21 protein-coding genes are annotated in these 24752 nt (G+C 71.8%); 17 read left to right on the forward strand and 4 right to left on the reverse strand.

Annotation, left to right across the window (positions count from 1 at the left end; translation table 11 throughout):
- Positions 1 to 137 precede the first annotated feature (137 nt).
- Both galK and galE read right to left on the reverse strand, forming a co-directional pair.
- Positions 138 to 1295, reverse strand: a complete 1158-nt coding sequence (galK, locus tag V6U81_RS05015) for a galactokinase (protein WP_334484922.1) — start codon at positions 1293 to 1295, stop codon at positions 138 to 140.
- Positions 1292 to 2221, reverse strand: a complete 930-nt coding sequence (galE, locus tag V6U81_RS05020) for a UDP-glucose 4-epimerase GalE (RefSeq protein WP_334485184.1) — start codon at positions 2219 to 2221, stop codon at positions 1292 to 1294. Before galE ends, galK begins: the two co-directional genes overlap by 4 nt.
- A 228-nt stretch (positions 2222 to 2449) precedes the next feature.
- Between galE and V6U81_RS05025 the strand changes: the two genes are divergently transcribed.
- The 6 genes from V6U81_RS05025 to V6U81_RS05050 all read left to right on the forward strand — a co-directional run bounded on the left by V6U81_RS05025 (position 2450) and on the right by V6U81_RS05050 (position 7062).
- Positions 2450 to 3463 (forward strand): hemolysin family protein, encoded by a 1014-nt coding sequence (locus tag V6U81_RS05025; protein ID WP_334484924.1) that lies wholly within the window; start codon positions 2450 to 2452, stop codon positions 3461 to 3463.
- Positions 3464 to 3496: 33 nt separating this feature from the next.
- Positions 3497 to 4522: a tryptophan--tRNA ligase gene (gene trpS, locus V6U81_RS05030; protein ID WP_334484926.1), complete on the forward strand. Its 1026-nt coding sequence runs from the start codon at positions 3497 to 3499 to the stop codon at positions 4520 to 4522.
- A gap of 31 nt (positions 4523 to 4553) precedes the next feature.
- Complete coding sequence (locus tag V6U81_RS05035) at positions 4554 to 5111, forward strand: 2'-5' RNA ligase family protein (RefSeq protein WP_420883973.1); 558 nt, start codon at positions 4554 to 4556, stop codon at positions 5109 to 5111.
- 58 nt (positions 5112 to 5169) lie between these two features.
- Positions 5170 to 6120 carry a YihY/virulence factor BrkB family protein gene (locus V6U81_RS05040; protein ID WP_420883974.1) on the forward strand — a complete coding sequence of 317 codons (951 nt, stop codon included), beginning with the start codon at positions 5170 to 5172 and terminating at the stop codon, positions 6118 to 6120.
- 1 nt (position 6121) lies between these two features.
- Complete coding sequence (locus V6U81_RS05045) at positions 6122 to 6490, forward strand: GntR family transcriptional regulator (protein ID WP_334484930.1); 369 nt, start codon at positions 6122 to 6124, stop codon at positions 6488 to 6490.
- A 128-nt stretch (positions 6491 to 6618) separates the two neighbouring features.
- Positions 6619 to 7062 (forward strand): hypothetical protein, encoded by a 444-nt coding sequence (locus V6U81_RS05050; protein ID WP_334484932.1) that lies wholly within the window; start codon positions 6619 to 6621, stop codon positions 7060 to 7062.
- A gap of 159 nt (positions 7063 to 7221) precedes the next feature.
- Here V6U81_RS05050 and V6U81_RS05055 read toward each other — a convergent pair whose 3' ends face one another.
- A complete protein-coding gene (locus V6U81_RS05055; RefSeq protein ID WP_334484934.1) occupies positions 7222 to 8859 on the reverse strand; it encodes a glycoside hydrolase family 13 protein in 1638 nt (545 codons plus the stop codon).
- 278 nt (positions 8860 to 9137) lie between these two features.
- Positions 9138 to 10220, reverse strand: coding sequence for a LacI family DNA-binding transcriptional regulator (locus V6U81_RS05060; protein ID WP_334484936.1), 1083 nt, complete (start codon positions 10218 to 10220; stop codon positions 9138 to 9140).
- 197 nt (positions 10221 to 10417) lie between these two features.
- On the opposite strand from V6U81_RS05060, the gene V6U81_RS05065 reads away from it, so the two are divergent.
- From V6U81_RS05065 to V6U81_RS05115, 11 genes are all read left to right on the forward strand, one after another.
- Positions 10418 to 11671: a sugar ABC transporter substrate-binding protein gene (locus V6U81_RS05065; protein ID WP_334484938.1), complete on the forward strand. Its 1254-nt coding sequence runs from the start codon at positions 10418 to 10420 to the stop codon at positions 11669 to 11671.
- Positions 11671 to 13311, forward strand: coding sequence for an ABC transporter permease subunit (locus V6U81_RS05070; RefSeq protein WP_334484940.1), 1641 nt, complete (start codon positions 11671 to 11673; stop codon positions 13309 to 13311). Before V6U81_RS05065 ends, V6U81_RS05070 begins: the two co-directional genes overlap by 1 nt.
- A complete protein-coding gene (locus V6U81_RS05075) occupies positions 13308 to 14207 on the forward strand; it encodes a sugar ABC transporter permease (RefSeq protein ID WP_334484942.1) in 900 nt (299 codons plus the stop codon). The genes V6U81_RS05070 and V6U81_RS05075 overlap by 4 nt, the downstream gene beginning before the upstream one ends.
- 136 nt (positions 14208 to 14343) lie before the next feature.
- Positions 14344 to 16155 carry a glycoside hydrolase family 13 protein gene (locus tag V6U81_RS05080; RefSeq protein ID WP_334484944.1) on the forward strand — a complete coding sequence of 604 codons (1812 nt, stop codon included), beginning with the start codon at positions 14344 to 14346 and terminating at the stop codon, positions 16153 to 16155.
- A 231-nt stretch (positions 16156 to 16386) separates the two neighbouring features.
- On the forward strand, positions 16387 to 16728 hold the full coding sequence (locus tag V6U81_RS05085; protein WP_334484946.1) for a hypothetical protein: 342 nt from the start codon (positions 16387 to 16389) through the stop codon (positions 16726 to 16728).
- 278 nt (positions 16729 to 17006) lie between these two features.
- A complete protein-coding gene (locus tag V6U81_RS05090) occupies positions 17007 to 18074 on the forward strand; it encodes a BMP family lipoprotein (RefSeq protein ID WP_334485188.1) in 1068 nt (355 codons plus the stop codon).
- A 138-nt stretch (positions 18075 to 18212) separates the two neighbouring features.
- Entirely contained in the window at positions 18213 to 19898 is a 1686-nt protein-coding gene (locus tag V6U81_RS05095) for an ABC transporter ATP-binding protein (RefSeq protein WP_334484948.1), read from the forward strand.
- Positions 19895 to 21226 carry an ABC transporter permease gene (locus V6U81_RS05100; protein WP_334484950.1) on the forward strand — a complete coding sequence of 444 codons (1332 nt, stop codon included), beginning with the start codon at positions 19895 to 19897 and terminating at the stop codon, positions 21224 to 21226. Before V6U81_RS05095 ends, V6U81_RS05100 begins: the two co-directional genes overlap by 4 nt.
- 3 nt (positions 21227 to 21229) lie before the next feature.
- Positions 21230 to 22510, forward strand: a complete 1281-nt coding sequence (locus V6U81_RS05105) for an ABC transporter permease (protein WP_334484952.1) — start codon at positions 21230 to 21232, stop codon at positions 22508 to 22510.
- A gap of 142 nt (positions 22511 to 22652) precedes the next feature.
- Positions 22653 to 23360 (forward strand): cytidine deaminase, encoded by a 708-nt coding sequence (locus V6U81_RS05110; protein WP_334484954.1) that lies wholly within the window; start codon positions 22653 to 22655, stop codon positions 23358 to 23360.
- 62 nt (positions 23361 to 23422) lie between these two features.
- The gene (locus V6U81_RS05115) at positions 23423 to 24703 is read left to right on the forward strand and encodes a thymidine phosphorylase (protein WP_334484956.1); all 1281 of its coding nucleotides are present in this window, start codon (positions 23423 to 23425) and stop codon (positions 24701 to 24703) included.
- Positions 24704 to 24752: the final 49 nt, after the last annotated feature.

Below are 24752 nucleotides of genomic sequence, written 5' to 3' on the forward strand. Positions count from 1 at the left end.
CGTCGCGCCGGCCATGATCGCGCTCGATCCATGAAGTAGTGGCCTCACCGCGACGGCGAGGCCACTACTTCCATGTTCCTGCACGACCTTGCGGGCCCACCTGCCCGCCCGCGGGCGGGGCGAGGCGCCGGGGTGGGTCAGTCGAGGCGGGTGGCGCCGGGGGCGGGGAGGACCGGGACGGTGCCGGGGGCGGCGAAACCGCGCTCGGCGTACGCCGCCGTGACCGCGGTTGCCACCTTGTCGGCGTGGTCGGCCTCGACCAGGGCGAGGACGCAGCCACCGAAGCCGCCGCCGGTCATCCGGGCGCCCAGCGCGCCGGCCGCGAGCGCCGACTCGACCGCGAGGTCGATCTCCGGCACGGTGATCTCGAAGTCGTCGCGCATCGAGACGTGCGAGGCGGTGAGCAGCGGGCCGATCTCGCGTACCCGGCCGGCGCGCAGCAGCGCGACGGTGTCGAGCACCCGCTGGTCCTCGGTGACCACGTGCCGGACCCGGCGGCGCATCTCGTCGTCGGGCAGCCGGCCGAGGGCCCCGTCCAGGTCGGCGACCGCGACGTCCCGCAGCGCCGGCACCCCGAGCAGGGCCGCGGCCCGCTCGCAGGACTTCCGGCGGGCGGCGTACTCCCCGTCGGCGTGCCGGTGCGGGGCGCGGCTGTCGACCACCAGTACGGCCAGCCCGGCAGCGTCCAGGTCGAACGGGATGTGCTCGATCGACTCGTCCCGGCAGTCGAGGAAGAGCGCGTGCCCCTCCCGGCAGCGGATCGCCGCCGACTGGTCCATGATCCCGGTCGGCGCGCCGACGTAGACGTTCTCGGCCCGCTGGGCGAGCCGGGGCCACCGGTCCTCGGGCAGCCCCGGTCCACCGAGATCGACCAGGGCGGCGAGCACCGCCGCCTCGATCGCCGCCGAGGAGGAGAGCCCGGAGCCGACCGGCACGTCGGAGGCGATCGCGATCCGGGCCCCGGGTACCGGGTGCCCGGCGTCGCGCAACGCCCAGACCACCCCGGCGACGTACGCCGCCCAGCCGGTGACCTTGCCCGGGGTGGCCAGGTCATCGGCGTCGAACGAGACGGGGTCGGCGGAGAGTTCCGAGCACACCGTCCAGCGTTCGCCCTCCTGCGGGGCGGCGGCGGCCACCGTGCGCAGCGGCAGGGCGAACGGCAGCACGAAGCCGTCGTTGTAGTCGGTGTGCTCGCCGATCAGGTTGACCCGGCCGGGAGCCGCCCAGCGGCCCGCCGGCTCCGCCCCGTACGCGGAGCGGAAGCCGGCGGTGGCGCGGGCCGCGACGTCGGTCACGGCCGCTCCAGGACGTGGGCCCGGTAGAAGGCCCAGGCGTCGCCGACCATGTCGTGCAGGGTGGGCTTCTCCGGCACCCAGCCCAGCTCCTCGCGGGCCAGGGCGGCGGAGGCGACCAGCTCGGCCGGGTCGCCGTCGCGGCGCGGCGCCACCTCGACCGGCAGCGGGTGCCCGGTGACCTCGCGGACCACGTCGGCGACCTGGCGGTTGGTGAAGCCGTTGCCGTTGCCGAGGTTGTAGATCCGGTGCCGGCCGGGGACGGCGGCGGAGAGCGCCAGCAGGTGGGCCCGGGCCAGGTCCTCGACGTGGATGTAGTCGCGCACGCAGGTGCCGTCGACGGTGGGGTAGTCGTCGCCGAAGAGCTGGAGCTTCTCCCGCCGGCCGGCGGCGACGTCCAGCGCGATCGGGATCAGGTGGGTCTCCGGGTCGTGCCGCTCGCCGATCGCCAGGCCGTCGCGCAGGTACGCCCCGGCGACGTTGAAGTAGCGCAGCGAGACGGCGGCCAGGTCGTGGGCGATCGCCTCGGAGGTGAGCGCGTAGTCGACGGCGAGCTTGGTCGCGCCGTACGTGTTGGTGGGGGCCTTGACGGCCGTCTCCGGGATGGGCAGCTCCTCGGGGTTGCCGTAGACGGCGGCGGTGGAGGAGAAGACCATCCGCGGCACCCGGGCGGCGCGCACGGCGTCGATCAGGGCGATCGAGCTGACGGTGTTGGCGTGCCAGTAGAGCTCCGGCTTGACCATCGACTCGCCGGCGGCGATCAGCGCGGCGAAGTGCAGCACGCCGTCGAAGCCCGCGTCGGGGGTGAGCACCCGGGCCGCCTCGTGGACCGGCAGGTCGACGTGGGTGGCCTCGGGGGCGAGCGCCTCCCGGTGGCCGGTCCGCAGGTCGTCGAGGACGGTCACCTCGTGGCCGTTGTCGAGCAGCATCCGGGTCACCACGCTACCGATGAAGCCGGCGCCGCCGGTGACGAGCAGTTTCACGTCGGGTCCTCCTGACTTGGCCGCTCCCGCCGCGGCCGTTCGTGATCACCCTACGGCGGCCCGCGGTGACCACGCTTCCCGTCTACGCCTCCACCATTCCATCATAAAGACTCATGATTGAACAGATCCGAACATCGGCCACCGTCCGTGCCGCGCGCCCCTACCATCACCTCTATGCGGGAGGCGGGCGGTCCCGGGCTCCGGAGGCGCGCGCCGGGGCGAACCCGGCGGGCCCCCGGGCCGGTGGCCCGTGGCGTCGCCCGGCTCGTCGTCCGCGCCGCCGACGCCGCCACCCGGCTGGTCACCGACCTGCTCGGCGCCAGCCCGGCCGCCGGTCGGGAGCGGATCAGCGAGGACGAGCTGCGCGACCTGGTCGCCGCCAACACCGTTCTCGACCCGGACGAGCGGCGGATCATCGACGAGGTGCTGGTCGCCGGGGCGAGCCTGGTGCGCGAGGTGATGATGCCCCGGACCGAGGTGGTCTTCCTCGCCGCCGGGCTGAGCCTCGCCGAGGCCGCGCGGGTGGTCCGGGCCGAGACGCACACCCGCTACCCCGTGGTCGACGGCACCCACGACGACGTGGTCGGCTTCGTCCACCTGCGCGACGTGCTGCTCCGCCCCGACCTGGACCCGTGCACCACGGTGGGCGAGCTGACCCGCCAGGTCAAACAGCTGCCCGGCAGCAAGCGGGTGCTCGCCGCGCTGACCGAGATGCGCAAGGAGGGGCACCACCTGGCGGTGGTGGTCGACGAGTATGGCGGCACCGCCGGCATCGTCACCCTCGAAGACCTGATCGAGGAGCTGGTCGGGGAGATCCACGACGAGTACGACGACGCACCCGAGCCGGTCCACGCCGGACTGCCCGCCGTGGTGGACGGCCGGCTCAACCTCGCCGACTTCGCCGAGCGGACCGGGGTGGAGCTCCCCGTCGGGCCGTACGAGACGGTCGGCGGGTTCGTGATGGCGGCGCTGGGCCGGCTGCCGGTGGCCGGCGACGAGGTGCCGGTCTCCCCGGACGACGCGCCGGAGCCGGACGAGCGCGGCACCGGCTGGCTGCTGCGGGTGCTGGCCCTCGAGGGCCGCCGGATCTCCCGGGTCGCGGTCTCCACGGCCCGGCTGCCGGAGCAACGACGCGAGGTCAGCGCCCCGGCCGGGCCGGTGGCGAGCCGACCCGCCGGCCCGTCATGACGTACGCCAGCGGTTGCTGACAGAATTGCCGGCATGTCCGACGTTCCCGCCCGCCCCCGCGTCTTCTCCGGCATCCAGCCGACGGCCGACTCGTTCCACCTCGGCAACTACCTCGGCGCGGTGCGGCACTGGGTGGCCCTGCAGGACACCCACGACGCGTTCTACTGCGTCGTCGACCTGCACGCCATCACCGCGGGGCACGACCCGAAGGTGCTCCGGCAGCGGACCCGGGTGGCCGCCGCGCAGCTCTTCGCGGTCGGGCTGGACCCGGAGCGCAGCACCCTCTTCGTCCAGTCGCAGGTGCCCGAGCACCCGCAGCTGGCCTGGGTGCTCGGCTGCATCACCGGCTTCGGCGAGGCGAGCCGGATGACCCAGTTCAAGGACAAGTCGCAGAAGCAGGGCAGCGAGCGGTCCAGCGTCGGTCTCTTCACGTACCCGATCCTCCAGGCCGCCGACATCCTGCTCTACCAGGCCAACGCGGTGCCGGTCGGCGAGGACCAGCGCCAGCACCTGGAGCTCTCCCGCGACCTCGCCCAGCGGTTCAACTCGCTGTTCGGCCAGACGTTCACCGTGCCGGCGCCGCACATCGTCAAGGACACCGCGAAGATCACCGACCTGCAGGACCCGACGGCCAAGATGTCCAAGTCATCCTCCTCACCGGCCGGCATCATCGACCTGCTGGAGGACCCGGCCCGGTCGGCCAAGAAGATCCGCTCCGCGGTCACCGACACCGGCCGCGAGATCGTCTTCGACGCCGAGACCAAGCCCGGCATCTCCAACCTGCTCACGATCTACTCGGCGCTCTCCGGCCGGAGCATCGACGACCTGGTCGCCGGCTACGCGGGTAAGGGCTACGGCGACCTCAAGAAGGAGCTCGCCGAGGTGGTCCGGGAGTTCGTCACCCCGATCCAGGAGCGCACCCGCGCCTACCTCGACGACCCGGCCCAGCTGGACAAGCTGCTCGCCACCGGCGCGGAGAAGGCCCGTGCGGTCGCCGCGCCGACGCTGCGGGCGGCGTACGAGCGGGTCGGGTTCTTCCCGCCGGTCCGTTTCGAGTAACGGCCCCAGGGTCGACGGGTACGGGTGGAGGGTGGCGCGGAGCGTGGATCGCAGGGACGGGGCGCCGCTGGCCGGCGACACCATCCAGATCGGGATCGCGGTGGACATCCCGGAGCCGTGGGGCGGCATGCTCACCCGGCGCCGGATCGAGGCGGGTGACCCCCAGGCCGTCCCGGCGCACGTGACCCTGCTCGGGCCCACCGAGATCCCGGTGGCGGTGCTGCCGGTGGTCGAGGAGCACCTGGCCGCGGTGGCCGCCACGCACCTGCCGTTCACCCTGCACCTGCGCGGGACGGGCACCTTCCGGCCGGTCACCCAGGTGGTCTTCGTGGCGGTCGCGGCCGGGATCAGCGAGTGCGAGCTGCTGGCCGCCGCCATCAACGCCGCGCCCGGCCTGCACCGGGAGGCCCGCTTCCCGTACCACCCGCACGTCACCGTCGCCCAGGACGTCGCGCCGGAGGCACTGGACAAGGCGTACGAGGACCTGGCCGACTTCTCGGCGATGTTCGAGGTCGAGGCGTTCACCCTCTTCTCGCACAGCGGCCAGACGCGGTGGCAGCCGCGCCGGGACTTCCGGCTCGGCGGCTGAACCCTCTCCGGCGGGCGGTCCGCCGCCCGGGTGACGACAGATCGGCGAGGATGACGTGGTGGACGCGTGGGGTCGACTGACCGGCGGTATCGACCGCCGGTTCACCGTGGCCCGGCACCGCTGGCCCCGGTTCGACCACCTGTGGCGGGCGGTGGACCTGTACGGCGCGGTGCTGGGCGGACGGCTGGCCGCCGCGATCGCCTACTACGGGTTCTTCGCCGTCTTCGCGCTCGCCCTGGTCGGCTACTCGGTCTTCGGCGCGATCCTGGAGGACAACGACGAGGTCAGCGAGGCGGCGGCCGGGTTCCTGAAGGAGAACCTGCCGTTCCTCGACCCGCAGCAGATCGCTCAGAGCAGCAACGCGGTCGGGGTGATCGGCCTGGTCATCCTGGTCTTCACCGGGATCGGCTGGGTGGAGGCGATCCGCTCCTCACAGCGGCTGATGTACGGCTTCAACCAGCAGCCGGGCAACCTGGTGGTGCGCCGGCTGGTGGACCTGGGCGTGCTGCTGCTGGTCTTCGTGCTGCTGGGCATCTCGGTGGCGGCGGTGGACGCGCTGGAGTCGGTGCTGCGTTTCCTGCTGCGCTCCACCGGCTCGGTCGGCCTGACCACGATCAGCGCGGTGCTGAGCGTGCTGATCAACGCGGTGCTGGCCACCGCGCTGATGATCGCCGTGCCCCGGCTGCGGATGAGCCGGCGCCGGCTGCGCCCGATCGTGCTGCTCGTCGCGGTGGGGATCACGCTGCTCAACACCGTCGGGCGCTTCTACGTGGTGCGGACCGAGCGGAATCCGGCGTACACCGTGGTCGCCGGCGCGGTCGGGTTGCTGCTCTACCTCTACCTGCTCAACCAGCTGCTGCTCTTCGGCGCCGCGCTCGCCGCGACCAGTCGGTACGGGCGGGTGGTGGACCTGGCGGAGGGGCCCGCCCCCGCGGATCTCGACGACGACGAGACCGAGGCCGAGGTCGACGCGGACACCGATCCGGGTACCCCGGGAGGGGCGGGCTGACATGCGTCTGGAGATCGACCCGGCCTCGGCGGTGCCCCCGTACGAGCAGGTGCGCGGGCAGTTGGCCGGCATGATCGGCGACGGGCGGCTGGCGGTGGGCACCCGGCTGCCCCCGGTGCGGCAGTTCGCCGCGGAGCTGGGGCTGGCGGTAAACACGGTGGCCCGGGCCTACCGCGAGCTGGAAGCGGCCGGCCTGCTGGAGACGAGGGGGCGGCACGGGACGTTCGTGGCGCCGGGGCGCGACGACGCGGCCGACCGGTTGCAGCGGGCCGCCACGCGGTATGCCGAGGAGGCGCTGCGGCTCGGGGTGCCGCCGGAGCGGGCCCTGGCGCTGGTCCGCGCCGCCCTGGATGCGGCCCGGCCGGGCTGACCGCGCCGCCCGCCGTGGTGGCGTCGGGTCCCGGCCGCGACGGAGAAGTCAGGAGATCGACAGTGCGAGAACCGGTAGTTGCCGCAAATGCCACTCACGTCCCGGTCGGAACGGACCATGATGAGCCGGTGGGCGCACTCGTGACGTTGGACCTGCCGGACGACTCGCCGATGCTCGGCCTGCCGTGGATCATCACGTTCGGCCCGCTGGCCGACCCGGCGGAGTGGGAGCCGGTGGTCTGCGGGCCGTACGAGCGGCCGCACGCGCTGGCCCTGGCCGAGGCGGTGGTCGCCGAGGAGCAGCTGATGGCGGTGGTCGAGCCGCTGCTTCCGGCGCTCTCGGCCGACGAGATCCGGGGTGAGATCGCCGCCGCCCAGATCGCCGCCGAGGACGAGACGGCCGGGATCGAGGAGGCCGACCTCTACGGCGACTTCGAGGACGTGATCGACGAAGAGCTGGAGGCGGCGGCCGCCCGGCACGAGGAGTCCGAGCCGCTGCCCGCGCCGACCGAGCAGGAACTGCGCGCCGGCTTCGAGCGGATCGCCGAGCTGCTGCGGAACAAGGGTCGCTGAGGCATCGGCGGGGCCGTCCCCAGGTGGACGCCGGCGCCCCGGGAAGCGAACTCCCGAGGCGCCGGTGCCACCTCACCCCCCACCACAAGGGGTCGGTAGCCCAGTCGCCCGTCGGCGCGGGGCACAACGGACGACCAGGTCGATGGCGGGTTACCCGGCTCAGCGCCGTTCGAACCACGCAGCACTGTCCACCGGCAGGAGGTGACCGTTCTCCCGCTCGGTGAGGTCGGCGCTGGCGACGATCGGCGGGCCGTAGCCCTCGATCAGCACCTCGGCGCCACTGATGTTGACCACGCAGGTCAGCACGGTCCCGTCCAGGGACCGGCTGAACGCCAGCACGCCCGGCTCGGTCTCCAGCCAGACCACCCCGCCGGCGGTTCCCGCCAGAGCGGGGTGCGCGCGCCGGATGCGCAGCGCGGCCCGGTAGAGCTCCAGCGTCGAGCCGGGCACGTCGGCCTGGGCGGCCACCGAGAGGGCCCGCCAGGTCGCCGGCGCCGGTAGCCAGCTCAGCTCGCTGCCCTCCGGGCCGAAGCCGTACGGGGCCAGCTCGCCGCTCCACGGGATGGGCACCCGGCAGCCGTCCCGGCTCTCGCCGGTGCGCAGGAACGCCGGGTCCTGGCGCAGCTCGTCGGGGAGGTCCAGCACCTCCGGCAGGCCCAGCTCCTCGCCCTGGTAGACGTACGCGCAGCCGGGCAGGGCCAGCATCAGCAGGGCGGCGGCCCGGGCGCGGCGCAGGCCGACCTCGCCGTCGCCGTACCGGGTGACGTGGCGCTGCCGGTCGTGGTTCGACAGCACCCAGGTGGTCGGGGCGCCGACGATGGTCGACTCGGCCAGGGCGGTGTCGATCACCTTGCGGAACGAGTCGGCCGACCAGGTGGCGTCGAGGAAGTCGAAGCTGAACGCCTGGTGCAGCTCGTCCGGGCCGATGTAGCGGGCCAGCCGCTGCGGGGTCTCGGCCCAGGCCTCGGCGACCGCCATCCGGCCGCCCGGGTAGCTGTCCAGGATCGGCCGCCAGGCGCGGTAGATGTCGTGTACCTCGTCCTGGTCGAAGTACGGCAGGCGACCCTTGCCGAGCAGCTCGGACTGGCGCTGCCCGGTGGTCATCGAGTTGAAGCCGACGTCCGGCAGCCCGGCCGCCTTGATCATCCCGTGCGCCACGTCGATCCGGAACCCGTCCACGCCCCGGTCGAGCCAGAAGCGCAGGACGTCCTCGAACTCGGCGCGCACCTCCGGGTGGCGCCAGTTCAGGTCGGGCTGGGCCGGGTCGAACAGGTGCATGTACCACTGGCCGTCGGGCAGCCGGGTCCAGGCGGGGCCGCCGAAGATGCTCTCCCAGTCGTTCGGCGGCAGCTCGCCCTGCTCACCCTTGCCGTCGGCGAAGAGGTAGCGCTCCCGCTCCGGGGAGCCCGGGGCGGCGGCCAGCGCGGCCTGGAACCACGGATGCGCGCTGGAGGTGTGGTTGGGCACCAGGTCCACGATGATCCGCAGGCCCAGCGCGTGCGCGTCGGTGATCATCGCATCGAAGTCGGTGAGGGAGCCGAAGAGCGGGTCGACGTCGCGGTAGTCGGCGACGTCGTAGCCGGCGTCGATCTGCGGCGAGGTGTAGAAGGGGGTCAGCCAGAGCGCGTCCACGCCGAGGTCACGCAGGTACGGCAGCCGCTCCCGGATGCCCTGGAGGTCGCCGACGCCGTCGCCGTTGGCGTCGGCGAAGCTGCGGACGTAGACCTGGTAGATGACCGCGGAACGCCACCAGTCGTTGTCGGAGGTCAGCGGCGTGGGGTTGGTGGCGGCGGTCATCGGTGACGATCCCCGTTCTGTGGCGGGACGGCGGCACCCGCGCGGCGCTGGGTGATGGGCGCGGGTGGTGAGCAGAATGCCGTCCGCACGCTGCAAGAGTCAAGCATTCCTTGCGCAAGAAATGACGGCCGTCACCCTCCGGCCAGCGGCTCGTCACGTTTTTTCCGTCCCACGTGCCGGGACGGAGGGGCGCGACGGGGCCGGAGGGGCGGCCGCCCCTCCGCTTTGGTGATCGACTTCGGCCCGCGGTGGGCCGGGTGGTTGGGGGGTGTGCCGGGTCAGGCCGGGACGGCGAGGGCGGGCGGCGCCGGGCGCTGCCGCTTCGAGCCGCCGGCGGCGGGACCGGCCTGGCGGACCACCGCGGTCGAGCCGCGGACCACCAGTTCCGGGCGGAAGAGGTACTCCGAGTGCGGCGCGGCGTGCCCGTTGATCTCGTCGACCAGGGCGCGCACCGCGGCGACCGACATCGCGCTGACCGGCTGGCGCATGGTGGTCAACGGCGGGTCGGTGAAGGCCATCAGCGGCGAGTCGTCGTAGCCGACCACCGACACGTCGCCGGGGACCGACAGGCCGCGCTGCCGGGCGGCCCGGATCGCGCCGAGCGCCATCAGGTCCGAGCCGCAGACGAGGCCGGTGACCCCGCGCTCGATCAGCCGGCCGGCGGCGGCCTCGCCGCCCTCGACCCCGAAAAGGGAGAGCTCGGCCAGGTCGTCCAGCTCGCTCTCCGGCACGTCGGTGAGCCGGGGCACGGCGGCCCGGAAGCCGGCCACCCGGCGCTGCACCGGCACGAACCGGTCCGGGCCGGTGATCAGGCCGATCCGGCGATGCCCGAGCGCGACCAGGTGGGCGACCGCCAGCTCGGTGGCCTCCCGGTCGTCGCAGGAGACGAAGGGGGCGGGGATGCCGGGGGCGTACCCGTTGATCATGACGACGGGCAGCGGCCGGGCGATCAGCGCCCGGTACCGGTCGTGGTTGGCCGCGGTGTCGGCGTGCAGGCCGGAGACGAAGACGATCCCGGAGACCTGCCGGTCCAGCAGCATCTCCACGTACTCGTCCTCGGTGACGCCGCCGGGGGTCTGGGTGCAGAGCACCGGGGTGAACCCGCTCTGCGCCAGGGTCGACTCGATGACCTGGGCGAACGCGGGGAAGATCGGGTTCTCCAGCTCGGGCACGACCAGGCCGACCAGCCCGGCGCTGCGCTTGCGCAGCCGGGCGGGGCGTTCGTAACCGAGCACATCGAGGGCGGTCAGTACGGCTTGCCGGGTCTCCGGGGCCACTCCGGGGCGGTCGTTGAGCACCCGCGACACCGTGGCCTCGCTGACTTCGGCCTGTTGGGCGATGTCGGACAGTCGAGCGCGCATGGCGGCACTTTAGCTCAAGGGCAAGTTCTTGCGTACACTCCTGCAATCCCTTCCATTCTCTGCAACCTCTTGCTAACGTCCCGGCAACACGCGAGAGCAGCGGCGCGGCAACCCGGCGCCGGTTGGCAAGAACTTTCAGAGGTTTCCACGGCGGGCCGCCCTTCCCCCGGCGGGCCGCCATGACGACAGGAGTACCGATGCGCATCCGTACCGCGGGTGTGGTCACCGTTCTCGGCCTGGCGCTCGCCGCCTCCGGCTGCGGCGGCGACAACAAGTCCGACGAGCCGGCCGCCAAGGCCTCCCCCCAGGCCGCGAGCGGCAAGCTCGTCATCTGGGCCGACGACAAGCGGACGGCGGCCCTCAAGCCGTTCGCGGAGAAGTTCGGTCAGGAGAACGGTGTCACCGTCGAGGTGCAGGCCGTCTCCAAGGACCTGCAGACCAACTTCGTCACCGCCTCCCAGCAGGGCAGCGGCCCGGACGTCGTGGTCGGCGCGCACGACTGGATCGGCAACCTGGTGCAGAACGGGGCCATCGACCCGGTGCAGCTGGCCGACGACCAGAAGAGCGCCTTCAACCCCACCGCGATCAAGGCCGTGACCTTCAACGGTCAGGTCTACGGCGTCCCCTACGCCACCGAGAACGTGGCCCTGTTCCGCAACACCGAGCTGGCCCCCGAGGCGCCGAAGACGATCGAGGACCTGGTCGCCACCGGCAAGCAGCTCAAGGCCCAGAAGAAGGCCAGCGAGATCCTCTGCCTCCAGTCCGGGCAGAACGGCGACGCCTACCACATCTACCCGCTGTACACCTCGGGTGGTGGCTACCTCTTCGGCACGGGCGCCAACGGCGACTACGACCCGAAGGACCTGGGCGTGGGCAAGCCGGAGTCGATCGCGGCCTTCCAGAAGATCGCCAAGCTCGGTGAGAAGGGCGAGGGTGCGCTGAAGCGCTCCATCTCTCCGGAGAACGCCATCGCCACCTTCGGCGCCAAGAAGTGCGCCTTCCTGGTGTCCGGCCCGTGGGCGATCGCCGACGCCAAGAAGGCCGGCATCAAGTACGACATCTCCCCGGTCCCCGGCTTCGCCGGTGGCAAGGAGGCCCAGCCGTTCGTGGGCGTCCAGTCGTTCTACGTGGCCGCCAAGGGCAAGAACAAGGCCCTGGCCCAGGAGTTCGTCACCAACTACGTGACCAAGCCCGAGCTGGCCGTGGCGCTGTACAACGCCGAGCCGCGCCCGCCGGCGCTGACCGCCGCCTTCGACCAGGTCAAGGGCAGCGACCCGGACCTGGCCAAGTTCGCTGAGGCCGGCAAGAACGGCCAGGTGCTCCCGGCGATCCCGGCCATGGCCGCGATCTGGGACCCGTTCGGCAAGGCCGAGGCCGCCGTCATCAGTGGCGCCGACCCGGCCAAGACCGTCACCGCCGCAGGCAAGACGATCTCCGGTCAGATCAAGTAATGAGCACGTCGCTGTCCGGCCCGGGGTCTGCCATGCAGACCCCGGGCCGGGGGCCCGTCCGCTCCGGGCTCCCGCGCAAGTCCCGTACCGCGCGGAACCACGCGCCGATCACCCTGACCGGTCTCGTCGTCAAGGTGGTCCTGCTCGGCCTCGTGGCCGGGATCGCGCTCTGGGCGGCCTTCCCGCTCATCGAGGCAAAGTACTGGGTGGGCCTGGCCATCCTGCTGGCGACCACCGCCGGCCTGTTCTACCTCTACCTGACTCCGCGGCACATCCCCGCCAAGTATCTGATCCCGGGCACGCTCTTCCTGATCGTGTTCCAGGTCTTCCCGGTGCTCTACACCGCCAGCACCGCCTTCACGAACTTCGGCGACGGTCACCGTGGTGACAAGTCCGACGCGATCGTCGCCATCCAGAGCTCGTCGGTGAAGCAGGTCCCCGGCTCCGCCCAGTACCCGCTCTCCGTCGCCACCAAGGGCGACCCGGCCACCGGGTCGCTGGTCTTCCTGGTCACCGACCCGAAGACCGGTGCGGTCTCCGTCGGCGACGCCGGCGGGCTCCAGCAGCTCGACGCCGGCCAGGTCACCGTGGCGCCGGGTGGCAAGGTCACCGCCGCCGACGGCTACACCGTCCTCAACTTCGGCCAGGCCAGCGCCCGCAGCAAGGACATCACCGAGCTGGTGGTGCCGACCGCCGGCGGCGCGCTGCGCTCCTCCGGCCTGTCCCGGGCGTACGAGGGCAAGGCGCTCCGGGCGTACGACAAGGGCTGCGACTGCATCAAGGACAGCGAGAGCGGCAAGAGCTGGACCGCCGACGAGTCCGTCGGCTCCTTCGTCGCCGCCGACGGCGAGCGGCTGGCCCAGGGCTGGAAGGTCAACGTCGGGCTGGAGAACTTCGGCCGGGTGCTGACCGACCCGAACATCTCCGGCCCGTTCTTCGGCACGCTGGTCTGGAACTTCGCCTTCGCGATCGGCTCGACCGGCTTCACGTTCCTGCTGGGCATGTGCATCGCGCTGGCCCTGCACTCGCCCCGGATGCGTGGGACGAACCTCTACCGGGTGCTGCTGATCCTGCCGTACGCCATGCCGTCGTTCGCGATGCTGCTGGTCTGGCGGGACATGTTCAACACCGACTTCGGCCTGGTCAACAACCTGTTCGGGCTGAGCGTCGACTGGTTCGGTGAAACCTGGTCGGCCCGGCTCGCGGTGCTGCTGGTGCAGCTCTGGCTGGGCTACCCGTACATGTTCCTGGTCGCCACCGGCGCGCTCCAGGCCATCCCGCGGGAGCTGACCGAGGCCACCTCGGTCGACGGGGCCAGCCCCTTCCAGTCGTTCAAGGCGGTCACCCTGCCGCTGCTGCTGGTGGCGATCTCGCCGCTGTTGATCGCGTCGTTCGCGTACAACTTCAACAACATCAACGCGATCTGGTTCACCACCGAGGGTGGCCCGTTTCCCGCGGACAACCCGCGCAGCGGCGCCACCGACCTGCTGATCACGTACACCTACCGGTTGGCCTTCGGGGCGCAGGGCGCCGAGTACGGCATGGCCGCCACGGTGTCGATCTTCATCTTCGCGATCGTGGCCATCGTGTCCGCGGTCAGCTTCTCGCGTACCCGCAAGCAGGAGGAGGTGTACTCGTGACCACCTTCGCCGACGCGCCCGTCGCCAACCGCAACGCGACGGGCAGGTCCAAGGGCCGCTGGTTCGCGCAGGTCGGCTGGCGGCACCTGGTCGGGGTGCTGGCGGTGGCGTTCAGCCTCTTCCCGATCCTGTTCGTCGTCTCGGCGGCACTCAACCCGCTGGGCACCCTCTCCTCCACCGAGCTGCTGCCGACCGGGGCGTCGTTCGAGAACTTCTCCAACCTGTTCTCGAAGACCGCGTTCGGCCACTGGTTCCTGAACTCGCTGCTGCTCGCCGGGGTGGCCAGCTTCGCGTCGATCTTCCTGTCGGCGCTGGCCGCGTACGCGTTCTCCCGGATGCGCTTTGCCGGCCGCCGGGTCGGTCTGCTCACGCTGCTGCTGATCCAGATGTTCCCGCAGTTCCTGGCGATCGTGGCGATCTTCCTGATCTTCACCACGGTCACCGACCTGTGGCCGTCGATCGGCTTCAACACCCCGTGGGGCCTGTTCCTGCTCTACATGGGTGGCGCGCTGGGGGCGAACACCTGGCTGATGAAGGGCTTCTTCGACACCCTGCCGAAGGAGCTGGACGAGTCGGCCACCATGGACGGCGCGTCGCACGCCCAGGTCTTCTTCCGGATCATGCTGCCGCTGGTGGCGCCGATCCTCGCGGTGACCGGGCTGCTCGCCTTCATCGGCTCGATCAACGAGTTCATCCTCGCCAACGTGTTCCTCACCAACACCAACTCGAAGACCCTCGCGGTCGGCATGTTCGGTCTGGTGGCGGGGGAGCGCAACAACAACTTCGGGATGTTCGCGGCGGGCACCCTGCTCACCGCCATCCCCACGGTGCTGGTGTTCCAGCTGCTCCAGCGCTACATCGTCTCCGGCCTGACCGCCGGCGCCGTCAAGGGATGAAGCGGATAGGTGGCCGCTGTTCGCGGAGGGCGGGGTCAGCGGTCCGGGTTCGACCGGGGCGCTGACCGGGGGGTGGTCCGGGTTCGTCCGGGCCGCTCCTTTTCCCTGTACCGGATCGCTACCGGAAGGTCCTGGCATGTCCCTCCAGCCGCACCACGACGGATCCGCCACCTACGTACCCGAGCAGGAGCCGGAGCTCGGCGCGACCGTGCCGGTCTTCGTCCGGGCCCCCGCCGGCGCGGGCGTACGCCAGGTGCACGTCCGGACCACCGGTGACGGTGAGCCGCGCTTCGCCGAGGCGACCGTCGACCGGACCGAGGGCGGCGACGTCTGGTGGCGGGCCGACGTCGAGGTCCGCAACCCGGTCAGCAACTACCGCTTCATGCTCTCCGGGGCGCGGGGCCACCGCTGGCTCAACGCCGCCGGCCTGGTCGACCACGACGTGCCGGACAACGGCGACTTCAAGCTGGTCAGCTACGCCCCGCCGCCGGCGTGGGCCCGGGACGCGGTGATCTACCAGATCTTCCCGGACCGGTTCGCCCGCTCCGCCGCCGCCGACGGCCGGACCGCGCCGGACTGGGCGATCCCGTGCGACTGGGACACCCCGGTGATCGGGCGCGGCCCGGAGACGCCGTACCAGTTCTACGGCGGTGACCTGGACGGCATCACCGAGAAGCTGGACCACCTGGACCGGCTCGGGGTGAACACCGTCTACCTCACCCCGATCTTCCCCGCCCGCTCCAACCACCGCTACGACGCGTCCAGCTTCGACACCGTCGACCCGCTGCTCGGCGGCGACGCGGCGCTGGCCCGGCTGGCCGACGCCGTCCGCGCCCGGGGCTGGCGGCTGCTCGGCGACATCACCAGCAACCACACCGGCGACGCGCACGAGTGGTTCACCACCGCCGCTTCCGACGTGCGCGCGCCCGAGCGGGAGCTGTACTACTTCAGCGAGGTGACCGGCGACTACGAGTCCTGGAACGGGATCAAGTCGCTGCCGAAGCTCAACTGGGGCAGCGCCGAGCTGCGCCGCCGCTTCGCCACCGCCGACGACTCGCTGCTGCGCCGCTGGCTGCGTCCGCCGTACGGGCTGGACGGCTGGCGGGTCGACGTGGCCAACATGACCGGCCGGCGCGGCGCGGACGCGTACACCCACGAGGTGGCGCGGTTGCTGCGCGAGGTGGTCGCCGAGACCCGGCCCGACGGGTTGCTGCTCGCCGAGCACGGCCACGACCACACCGGCGACCTGGACCGGGACGGCTGGCACGGCACGATGAACTACGTCGGCTTCACCGACCCGGTCTGGTCCTGGCTGCGGCACGGCGACCAGCCGGTGCCGAACTTCCTCGGCACCCCGGGCGGGGTGGCCCGGCGGGACGCCGACGCGGTGCTGGCGACCATGGACACCTACCGGTCGTTGATCTCGTGGCGGTCGTACACGCACTCGTGGCAGCTGCTCGGCTCGCACGACTCGGCCCGGATCCGGACGGTGGTCGGCGACGCCGCCCGGCAGGAGGTCGCCGCCGGCCTGCTCGCCACGATGCCGGGCACCCCGGTGATCTTCGCCGGGGACGAGCTGGGGCTGACCGGCACCAACGGCGAGGGCTCGCGTACCCCGATGCCCTGGCACCGGCCGGAGAGCTGGGACCAGGGCACGTTCGCCGCGTACCGGTCGCTGCTGGCGCTGCGGCGCAGCGAGCCCGCGCTGCGCCACGGCGGCCTGCGCCGGGTGCACACCGACGCGGACACCCTGGTCTTCCTCCGCGAGGCGCCCACCGGCACGGTGCTGGTGCTGGCCCGGCGGGCGGCCGGCACCCCGGTCCGGCTGGCCGGCCTGGCGGCGGGGGAGAACGTGTACGGCGGCGCCCCGGCGCTGCGCCCGGACGCCGACGGAGTGGTCAGCCTGCCCGGCGACGGCCCCACCTTCCAGGTCTGGCGCCTTCGCTGAGGGGCGCCCCGCGAGATGATCGCGCTCGAACCAGGAAGTAGTGGTCTGCCGGCACCGGGGAGGCCACTACTTCCTGGATTTTGTGGTGCTGGTCGGGCGGTCCCGCTCGGTTCGGCCGGCCGACCGGGACCCGGCGCGGATCTCCGACCGGGAGCCGGCGGAGATCACGGATTGAGCTCGGCCGGCGGGCCCCCTACTACAATCCGTCGTTGATGGGGCAGGATGACCCGCGTGGAAGCTCTTCGCCTGGTACTTCTCTATGTCCATCTGATCGGCTTCGCGCTGCTGCTCGGTGGCGCGATCGCCCAGTACGTCAGCGGCCGGCTGCGGATCAACGCGGCCATGCTCTGGGGCTCGGTGATCGGCCTGCTGACCGGGCTCGGCCTCGCCGCGCCGCTGCGGGACGGCGACGAGCCGGCGCCCGCGAAGCTTGTTACCAAGTTGGTGCTGGCTCTGCTGATCTTTGTCATGGTCTTCTTCTCCCGTAAGCGGGAGTCGGTCGCCCGTGGCCACTTCCTGGCGATCGTCGGGTTGACCCTGCTCAACGCGGCGGTGGCGGTGTTCTGGCGGTAGGCTCCGGGCCGGTTCGGGTGACTCCGGGAAACCGGACGTTACCGACACCGGTCGGGTCTCCTGCGACCACGCGGAGTGATCTGGCCCACGGCAGGGTTACGCCCGGATAACAGGCGTTCAACAGTCGTGCACGATTGGCGGCCGGTGGGTGGGCGCGGGCGTACGCTCCCGTCCGTAACGTGGGATGCCGGCAGCACAGCGCTCGTCGGTTCAAGGGCTGCCACCGCACAAGGCGCGGTGTGCAATGGGAAGGAGACGTCTTGCGCTCTGTGCGTGGGATGCGGATCGCCTCCGCCTTCGTGGCGGGTGGGCTCGTGCTGGGCGCCGCCGCGTGTGGTGAGGCCCCCAAGGACGACAACAACGCCGGTGACGGCGGCAAGAAGTACAGCGCCTGCATGGTGACCGACGTCGGCGGCATCGATGACAAGTCCTTCAACACCTCGGCCTGGAAGGGCCTTCAGGAGGCGAAGAAGGAGAACGACAAGATCGACATCAAGAACGTCCAGTCGAAGGCCGAGGCGGACTACGAGGTCAACCTCAACGGCTTCGTCAACCAGAAGTGCGACTTCATCCTGGCCGTCGGTGGCCTGATGCAGGACGCCACCAAGAAGGCCGCCGCGGCGCACCCGGACCAGCAGTTCGGCATCGTCGACGCGAACCCGGGCGTGGACAACGTCTACCCGATGCAGTTCGACACCGCCCAGGCCGCCTTCCAGGCCGGCTACCTGGCCGCCGGGATGAGCAAGACCGGCAAGGTCGGCACCTACGGTGGCCTGCCGATCCCGCCGGTCACCATCTTCATGGACGGTTTCGCCGACGGCGTGGCCTACTACAACAAGGCCAAGAGCAAGAACGTCCAGGTGCTGGGCTGGGACAAGGCGACCCAGAAGGGTTCCTTCACCAACGACTTCGTCAAGCAGGACGAGGGCAAGAAGGTCTCCGACACCCTGGTCGCCCAGGGCGCGGACATCATCATGCCGGTCGCCGGCGGCTCGGGCCTCGGCACCACCGCCGCGGCGCAGGCCTCGGGCGGCAAGTTCTCGGTGGTCTGGGTCGACGTCGACGGCTGCGAGAGCACCCCGAACTGCGGCGCGCTGCTGACCACGGTCGTCAAGAACATCCCGGACGCCGTCAAGGAGGCCGTGCTCAAGGCCGCCGGTGGCGAGAAGCTCCAGGCCAAGCCGGGCTTCGTCGGCAACCTGGCCAACAACGGCGTCTCCATCGCGCCGTACCACGAGTTCGACAGCAAGGTCCCGGCGGACCTCAAGGCCGAGGTCGAGAAGATCAAGGCTGACATCGCCGCCGGCACCATCACGGTCACCTCGAAGGCCCAGCCGACCAAGTGACCGACCGCCCGGCCGCCACGATGGGATCATCAGCGGGGGCCGGCGAGCACCAGGCATGACGATCGGCCGCCTCGGCGTAGGTGGGGGAGACCCCGCGACCGCCGGGGCGGCCGATCCGCTCCATCCGTCGGCCGGCCCGTGCCGGGTGGCCGCCCCACCGGCAGCTACGCTGCACCATCGCTCGCACTCCAGGAGGTTGCGCTGAGACTCGAACTGCGCGGCATCACCAAGCGGTTCGGTGATCTGGTCGCCAACGACCACATCGACCTGACGGTGGAGCCTGGAGAGATTCACGCCCTGCTCGGCGAGAACGGCGCCGGCAAGTCGACCCTGATGAACGTCCTGTACGGGCTCTACCAGCCCGACGAGGGCGAGATCCTGGTCGACGGCCAGCCGCTGAAGCTGAAGGGCCCGTCCGACGCGATCGCGGCCGGCATCGGCATGGTGCACCAGCACTTCATGCTGGTGCCCGTCTTCACCGTCGCCGAGAACATCATGCTCGGCGCCGAGCAGGTCAGGGGCGGCATCGCCGGCTTCCTGGACCGGCGCCGGGCCCGCCGCGAGGTGGCCGAGGTCTCCGAGCGGTACAACCTGCGGGTCGACCCGGACGCGGTGATCGAGGACCTGCCGGTCGGCATCCAGCAGCGGGTGGAGATCGTCAAGGCGCTCACCCGCGACGTCGACCTGCTGATCCTGGACGAGCCGACCGCCGTGCTCACCCCGCAGGAGACCGAGGAACTGCTGACGGTCATGCGGTCGCTCAAGGCCGCCGGCAAGTCGATCGTCTTCATCACCCACAAGCTCGGCGAGGTCAAGGCCATCGCCGACCGGATCACCGTGATCCGGCGCGGGAAGACCGTCGGCACCGCCTCCCCGGACGCGAGCCGGGACGAGCTGGCCGCGCTGATGGTCGGCCGCAGCGTCCGGCTCACCGTGGACAAGAAGCCGGCCACCCCCGGCCGGCCGATGCTCGAGGTCGCCGGCCTGGTCGTCGACGACGACCGGCAGATCCGCGCGGTGGACGGCGTCGACCTGACCGTGCACGCGGGCGAGGTGCTCGGCGTCGCGGGTGTGCAGGGCAACGGCCAGACCGAGCTGATCGAGGCGATCATGGGGCTGCGTCCCACCCTCGCCGGCACGGTCACCCTCGACGGCCAGCCGGTGCACGGCTGGTCGACCAAGAAGGTGCTCCGCGCCGGGGTCGGCTACGTGCCGGAGGACCGCAGCGTCGACGGCCTGGTCAAGGAGTTCTCCGTGGCGGAGAACCTGGTGCTGGACATCTACGACCGGCCGCCGTTCGGCAAGGGCCTGTCGCTGAAGCCGGACGCCATCGCGAAGTCGGCGCAGGAGCGGATTGCGCAGTTCGACGTCCGCACCTCCTCGGCGGACGCCCCGGTGGGCAACCTCTCCGGTGGCAACCAGCAGAAGGTGATCGTGGCCCGGGAGCTGTCCCGGCCGCTGAAGCTCTTCATCGCCGCCCAGCCCACCCGCGGCGTCGACGTCGGCTCCATCGAGTTCATCCACAGCCGGGTGATCCGGGAGCGGGACATCGGCACCGCCGTCATGGTCGTCTCCAGCGAGCTGGACGAGGTGATCGGGCTGGCTGACCGGATCGCGGTGATGTACCGCGGCCGGATCATCGGCATCGTCGGGCCGGACACCCCCCGCGAGGCGATCGGCCTGCTGATGGCGGGCATCACCCCGGACGCGGCCGCCCCGGGCGGCGCCACCCCCGACGGCGAAGCGACCCCCGGCCCGGCCGTGAGCGGCGGAGGACCGGCCGCTCCGGCCCCCGAGGGCCCAGGTAGCGAGGACGAGGCATGACCAACCCCAACCCCGGCTCGGGCTCCCCGGACAAGGAGCCGGCGACCGAGGCGCACACGGCGGCGCACGCGGCCGGTGACACCAACCGGGCCGCCGCGATGACCGCCCCGAAGGCCCCGGAGCCGGAGCCCCGGCCCTCGCTGGGCCGGCTGTTCCTGGACAACCTCTGGGCCGCCAACACCGTCATGGTCACCGTGCTGGCGCTGGTGCTGGCCATGGTGATCGGCGCGATCCTGATCATCGTGTCGGACCCGGAGGTGCTGGCCACCTACAGCTACATCACCGCCCGCCCGGCCGATGCGCTCAACGCCAGCTGGACCGTGGTGAGCGAGGCGTACGCGAACCTGTTCAAGGGCGCCGTCCTCGACCCGGACGCGGTCGGCTTCTCCGCCGCGCTCGGGCCGATCTCGGAGACGCTCACCTACACCGCGCCGCTGGCCTTCACCGGCCTGTCGGTGGCGCTGGCCTTCCGCGGCGGCCTGTTCAACATCGGCGCCCAGGGCCAGGCCACGATGGGCGTCATCCTGGCGGCGATCGCCGGCTTCGCGCTGCCGCTGCCGCCCGTGCTGCACCTGCTCGTCGCGCTGATCGCCGGCGCCGTGGCGGGTGCGCTCTGGGGCTTCGTCCCCGGCATCCTCAAGGCGAAGACCGGCGCACACGAGGTGATCAACACGATCATGCTCAACTACGTCGCGGTCTACTTCCTGTCCTGGATCATCGTCCAGAGCGGGGTGCAGAACCCGGACCGGTCGGATGCGATCAGCAAGCCGGTCGACTCCTCCGCGCAACTGCCCCGGCTGCTCGGCTCCGACCTGCGGGTGCACGCCGGCATCCTGCTGGCGGTCCTCGCCACCTGGTTCGTGGCCTGGCTGCTCAACCGCTCCACGCTCGGCTTCGAGCTGCGGGCCGTCGGCGCCAACCCGGACGCCGCGCGGACCGCCGGCATCAGCGTCACCCGGACGTACGTGCTGGTGATGGTGATCTCCGGCCTGCTCGCCGGTCTCGGCGGCAGCCAGATGGTGCTCGGCTCGACCGCGAACGCGCTCACTCCCCTGGTGGTCGCGCAGATCGGCTTCGACGGGATCCTGGTGGCGCTGCTCGGCCGGGTGAAGCCGTGGGGTGTGCTGCTGGCGGCGCTGCTCTTCGGCGCGCTCCAGGCCGGCGGCAACCGGATGCAGTCGTACTCGGGGATCTCGCTGGAGCTGGTGACCGTGCTCCAGGCGCTGATCGTCATCTTCATCGCCGCGCCGGCCCTGGTGAAGGCGATCTTCCAGCTCCGGGCCGCCCGCGCCGCCCGGTTGCAGACGAGCCTGGCGAAGGGCTGGTAAGGCATGTCCACCACCGCTGTCCCCGACGTCGCCGTCGCGACGGTCGACGAGGGATTCTGGACCCGCACCCGCAAGGTCGGCGCGGTCCTGCTGGCGCTGGGTGTGCTCGCCGCCGTGCTCTTCGGTGCGCTCGCCACCAGCCAGCCGGCCCGCTTCACCCTCAGCGAGACCGAGGGCGGCGCCGCCCTGGAGATCAACGGCACGGTCGGCGCGATCCTGTTCGGGGTCGTGGCCGCCGTGGCCGGCGCGGCACTGCTGGCCGGGGTGCCGAAGCGCTGGTTCACCCTGGTGCTCGGCGTCGGCCTGGTCGGCTTCGTGCTGAGCTTCCTGTGCTGGCAGGTCTCCGCCGCCCCCGAGGGGCGCAACTTCATGCCGCTGGTCAACATCGTCCGCGGCACGTTCATCCTGGCCCTGCCGCTGATCTTCGGCGCGCTGGCCGGGGTGCTCTGCGAGCGTTCCGGCGTGGTGAACGTGGCCATCGAGGGGCAGCTGCTGATGGGCGCCTTCAGCGGAGCGCTCTTCGGCAGCATCTCCGGCAGCGTCTGGGTCGGCCTGGTCGCCGCGGCGATCGGCGGTGCGGTGATCTCGCTGCTGCTGGCCGTCTTCGCAATCCGCTACCTGGTCGACCAGGTGGTCATGGGCATCGTGCTGAACCTGCTGGCGGTCGGCGTCACCGGCTTCCTCTACGAGCGGCTGATGCAGACCCAGGCGGAGAAGTACAACAGCGCGCCGCGCTTCTCCAACTGGGAGATCCCGCTGCTCAAGGACATCCCGCTGTTCGGCCCGGCGCTGTTCCGCGGCAACATCTTCCTCTACCTGGGCCTGCTGCTGGTGCTGGTCATCCACATCGCGCTGTTCCGCACCCGGTGGGGCCTGCGGACCCGCTCGGTGGGTGAGCACCCGACCGCGGCGGACACCCTCGGCGTCAGGGTGCTGGGGCTGCGCTACCGCAACGTGCTGATGGCCGGCATGGTCGCCGGGATCGGTGGCGCCTCGTACACGCTGGCGCTCTACTCGTTCACCAAGAACATGATCGGCGGTAAGGGCTTCATCGCGCTGGCCGCGCTGATCTTCGGCCGGTGGAGCCCGACCGGTGCGCTGCTCGCCGCGCTCTTCTTCGGCTTCGCCGACCAGCTCGGCACGTACCTCGGGGCGATCGGCAGCAGCATCCCCAGCCAGTTCCTGGCGATGCTGCCGTACCTGGCGACGATCCTGGCGGTGGCCGGGCTGGTCGGCCGGGTCCGGGCGCCCGCGGCGGACGGCAAGCCGTACATCAAGGGCTGAGCGCTCCACGACACCCGGCGGCGTCCTCCCGCGACAGCGGGCGGGCGCCGTCGTCGTCGTACCGTCCGACGGTCGCCGAGGTCCCCGTGCCGGCGGACGGGCCGCGCCGCAGGTCAAAACGGTGATGCGGCAGAATCAGGGGATGACCGAGATCGACTGGGAGCGGCTGCGGGCCGCGGCCACCGAGGCCATGCGGCACGCGTACGCGCCGTACTCGAACTTCCCGGTCGGCGCGGCCGCGCTGGTCGACGACGGCCGGATCGTGGTCGGCTGCAACGTGGAGAACGCCGCGTACGGGGTCACCCTCTGCGCCGAGTGCGGCATCGTCTCCTCGCTGCACGCCACGGGCGGCGGCCGGCTGGTCGCGATGTCCTGCGTCGACGCCACCGGCGAACCGCTGATGCCGTGCGGCCGGTGCCGGCAGCTGCTGTGGGAGAACGGCGGCCCGGAGTGCCTCGTCGAGGCCAAGGGCCGCCCGCTGCGGATGGCGGAGCTGCTGCCGCACGCCTTCGGCGTCGAGGACCTCGACGCGGTGGTCGGCGAGACCCCGCTGCCCGTGGTGCCCGAACGGCTGGCCGCCTGGCGGGGTCGGGGTACCGTCTTTGTCCACCCCGACCTCTCCGCCGGCCAGCAGGTCTGGACGGCGTACTGGGAGCGGTCGGCCGGGGACGACGCGGACGCCGAGACGGGTGTGCTGGAGGAGGCCCCGAGTTGGGACGACTCCGCCGAGGCGATCACCTGGGGGCTGGCCCGTACGCCCCGGGTGGTGGTGGTCGACGCCTCCGGCACCATCTTCTGGGCCGGTGAGGGCGAGCCGCCGATGGAGATCCCGACCCGCTGGGGTGGTTGAGATTAACGGCGGTAGCGGACCACGCGTCGGTATCTGCCATGGCTAAGAAGAGGAACTATCTGATGAGTGCGTTCACGGCGGTTGATGTCATCCGGACCAAGCGGGACGGCGGTGTGCTCACCGACGCCCAGATCGACTGGGTGGTCGACGCGTACACCAAGGGTCTGGTCGCCGACGAGCAGATGTCGGCGCTGGCCATGGCGATCCTGCTGCGCGGGATGACCGCGCCGGAGATCGCCCGGTGGACCGCTGCGATGATCGCCAGCGGTGAGCGGCTGGACCTCTCCCCGGTGGCCCGGCCGACCGTGGACAAGCACTCCACCGGCGGCGTCGGCGACAAGATCACCCTGCCGCTCACCCCGCTGGTCGCCGCGTGCGGCGGCGCTGTGCCGCAGCTCTCCGGCCGCGGGCTCGGGCACACCGGCGGCACGCTGGACAAGCTGGAGTCGATCCCCGGCTGGCGGGCCGCGCTGAGCAACGACGAGTTCATCTCGCAGCTGCGCGACGTCGGCGCGGTGATCTGCGCCGCCGGTGCGGGGCTGGCCCCGGCCGACCGCAAGCTGTACGCGCTGCGGGACGTCACCGGCACCGTCGAGGCGATCCCGCTGATCGCCAGCTCGATCATGAGCAAGAAGATCGCCGAGGGCACCGGCGCGCTGGTGCTCGACGTCAAGGTCGGCTCCGGCGCGTTCATGAAGTCCGTCGACGACGCCCGGGAGCTGGCCCGGACCATGGTGGAGCTGGGTGGCGCGCACGGCGTGCGGACCGTCGCCCTGCTCACCGACATGTCCACCCCGCTGGGCCTGACCGTCGGCAACGCGGTCGAGGTGACCGAGTCGGTCGAGGTGCTGGCGGGCGGCGGCCCGGCCGACGTGGTCGAGCTGACCCTGGCGCTGGCCCGGGAGATGCTGGCCGCGGCCGGCCTGCCGGACGCCGACCCCGAGGCGGCGCTGCGCGACGGCCGGGCGATGGACGCCTGGCGGAGGATGATCCGCGCCCAGGGCGGCGACCCGGACGCCACGATGCCGACCGCCAACGAGGTCGAGGTGGTCCGCGCCCAGGCCGACGGGTTCGTGGCGTCCGTCGACGCGTACGCGATCGGGGTGGCCGCCTGGCGGCTCGGCGCCGGCCGGGCCCGCAAGGAGGACCCGGTCAGCATTCCGGCGGGGGTGGTGCTGCACAAGCGCCCGGGTGACCCGGTGCGGGCCGGTGACCCGCTCTACGAGCTGCGCGCCGACGAGGCCGCCCGGATCCCGGCGGCGCGCGCCGAGGCGGAGCGGGCGGTCCGGATCGCGGCCACCGCGCCGGAGTCGACGCCGCTGGTCATCGAGCGGATCGGCTGAACGGCCGAGCACCCGCGGCCGGTCGGCCGGTGGGGGCGGGGTGACATGG

The sequence above is a fragment of the Micromonospora lacuserhaii genome (assembly GCF_036902735.1).
GTDB lineage: Bacteria > Actinomycetota > Actinomycetes > Mycobacteriales > Micromonosporaceae > Micromonospora.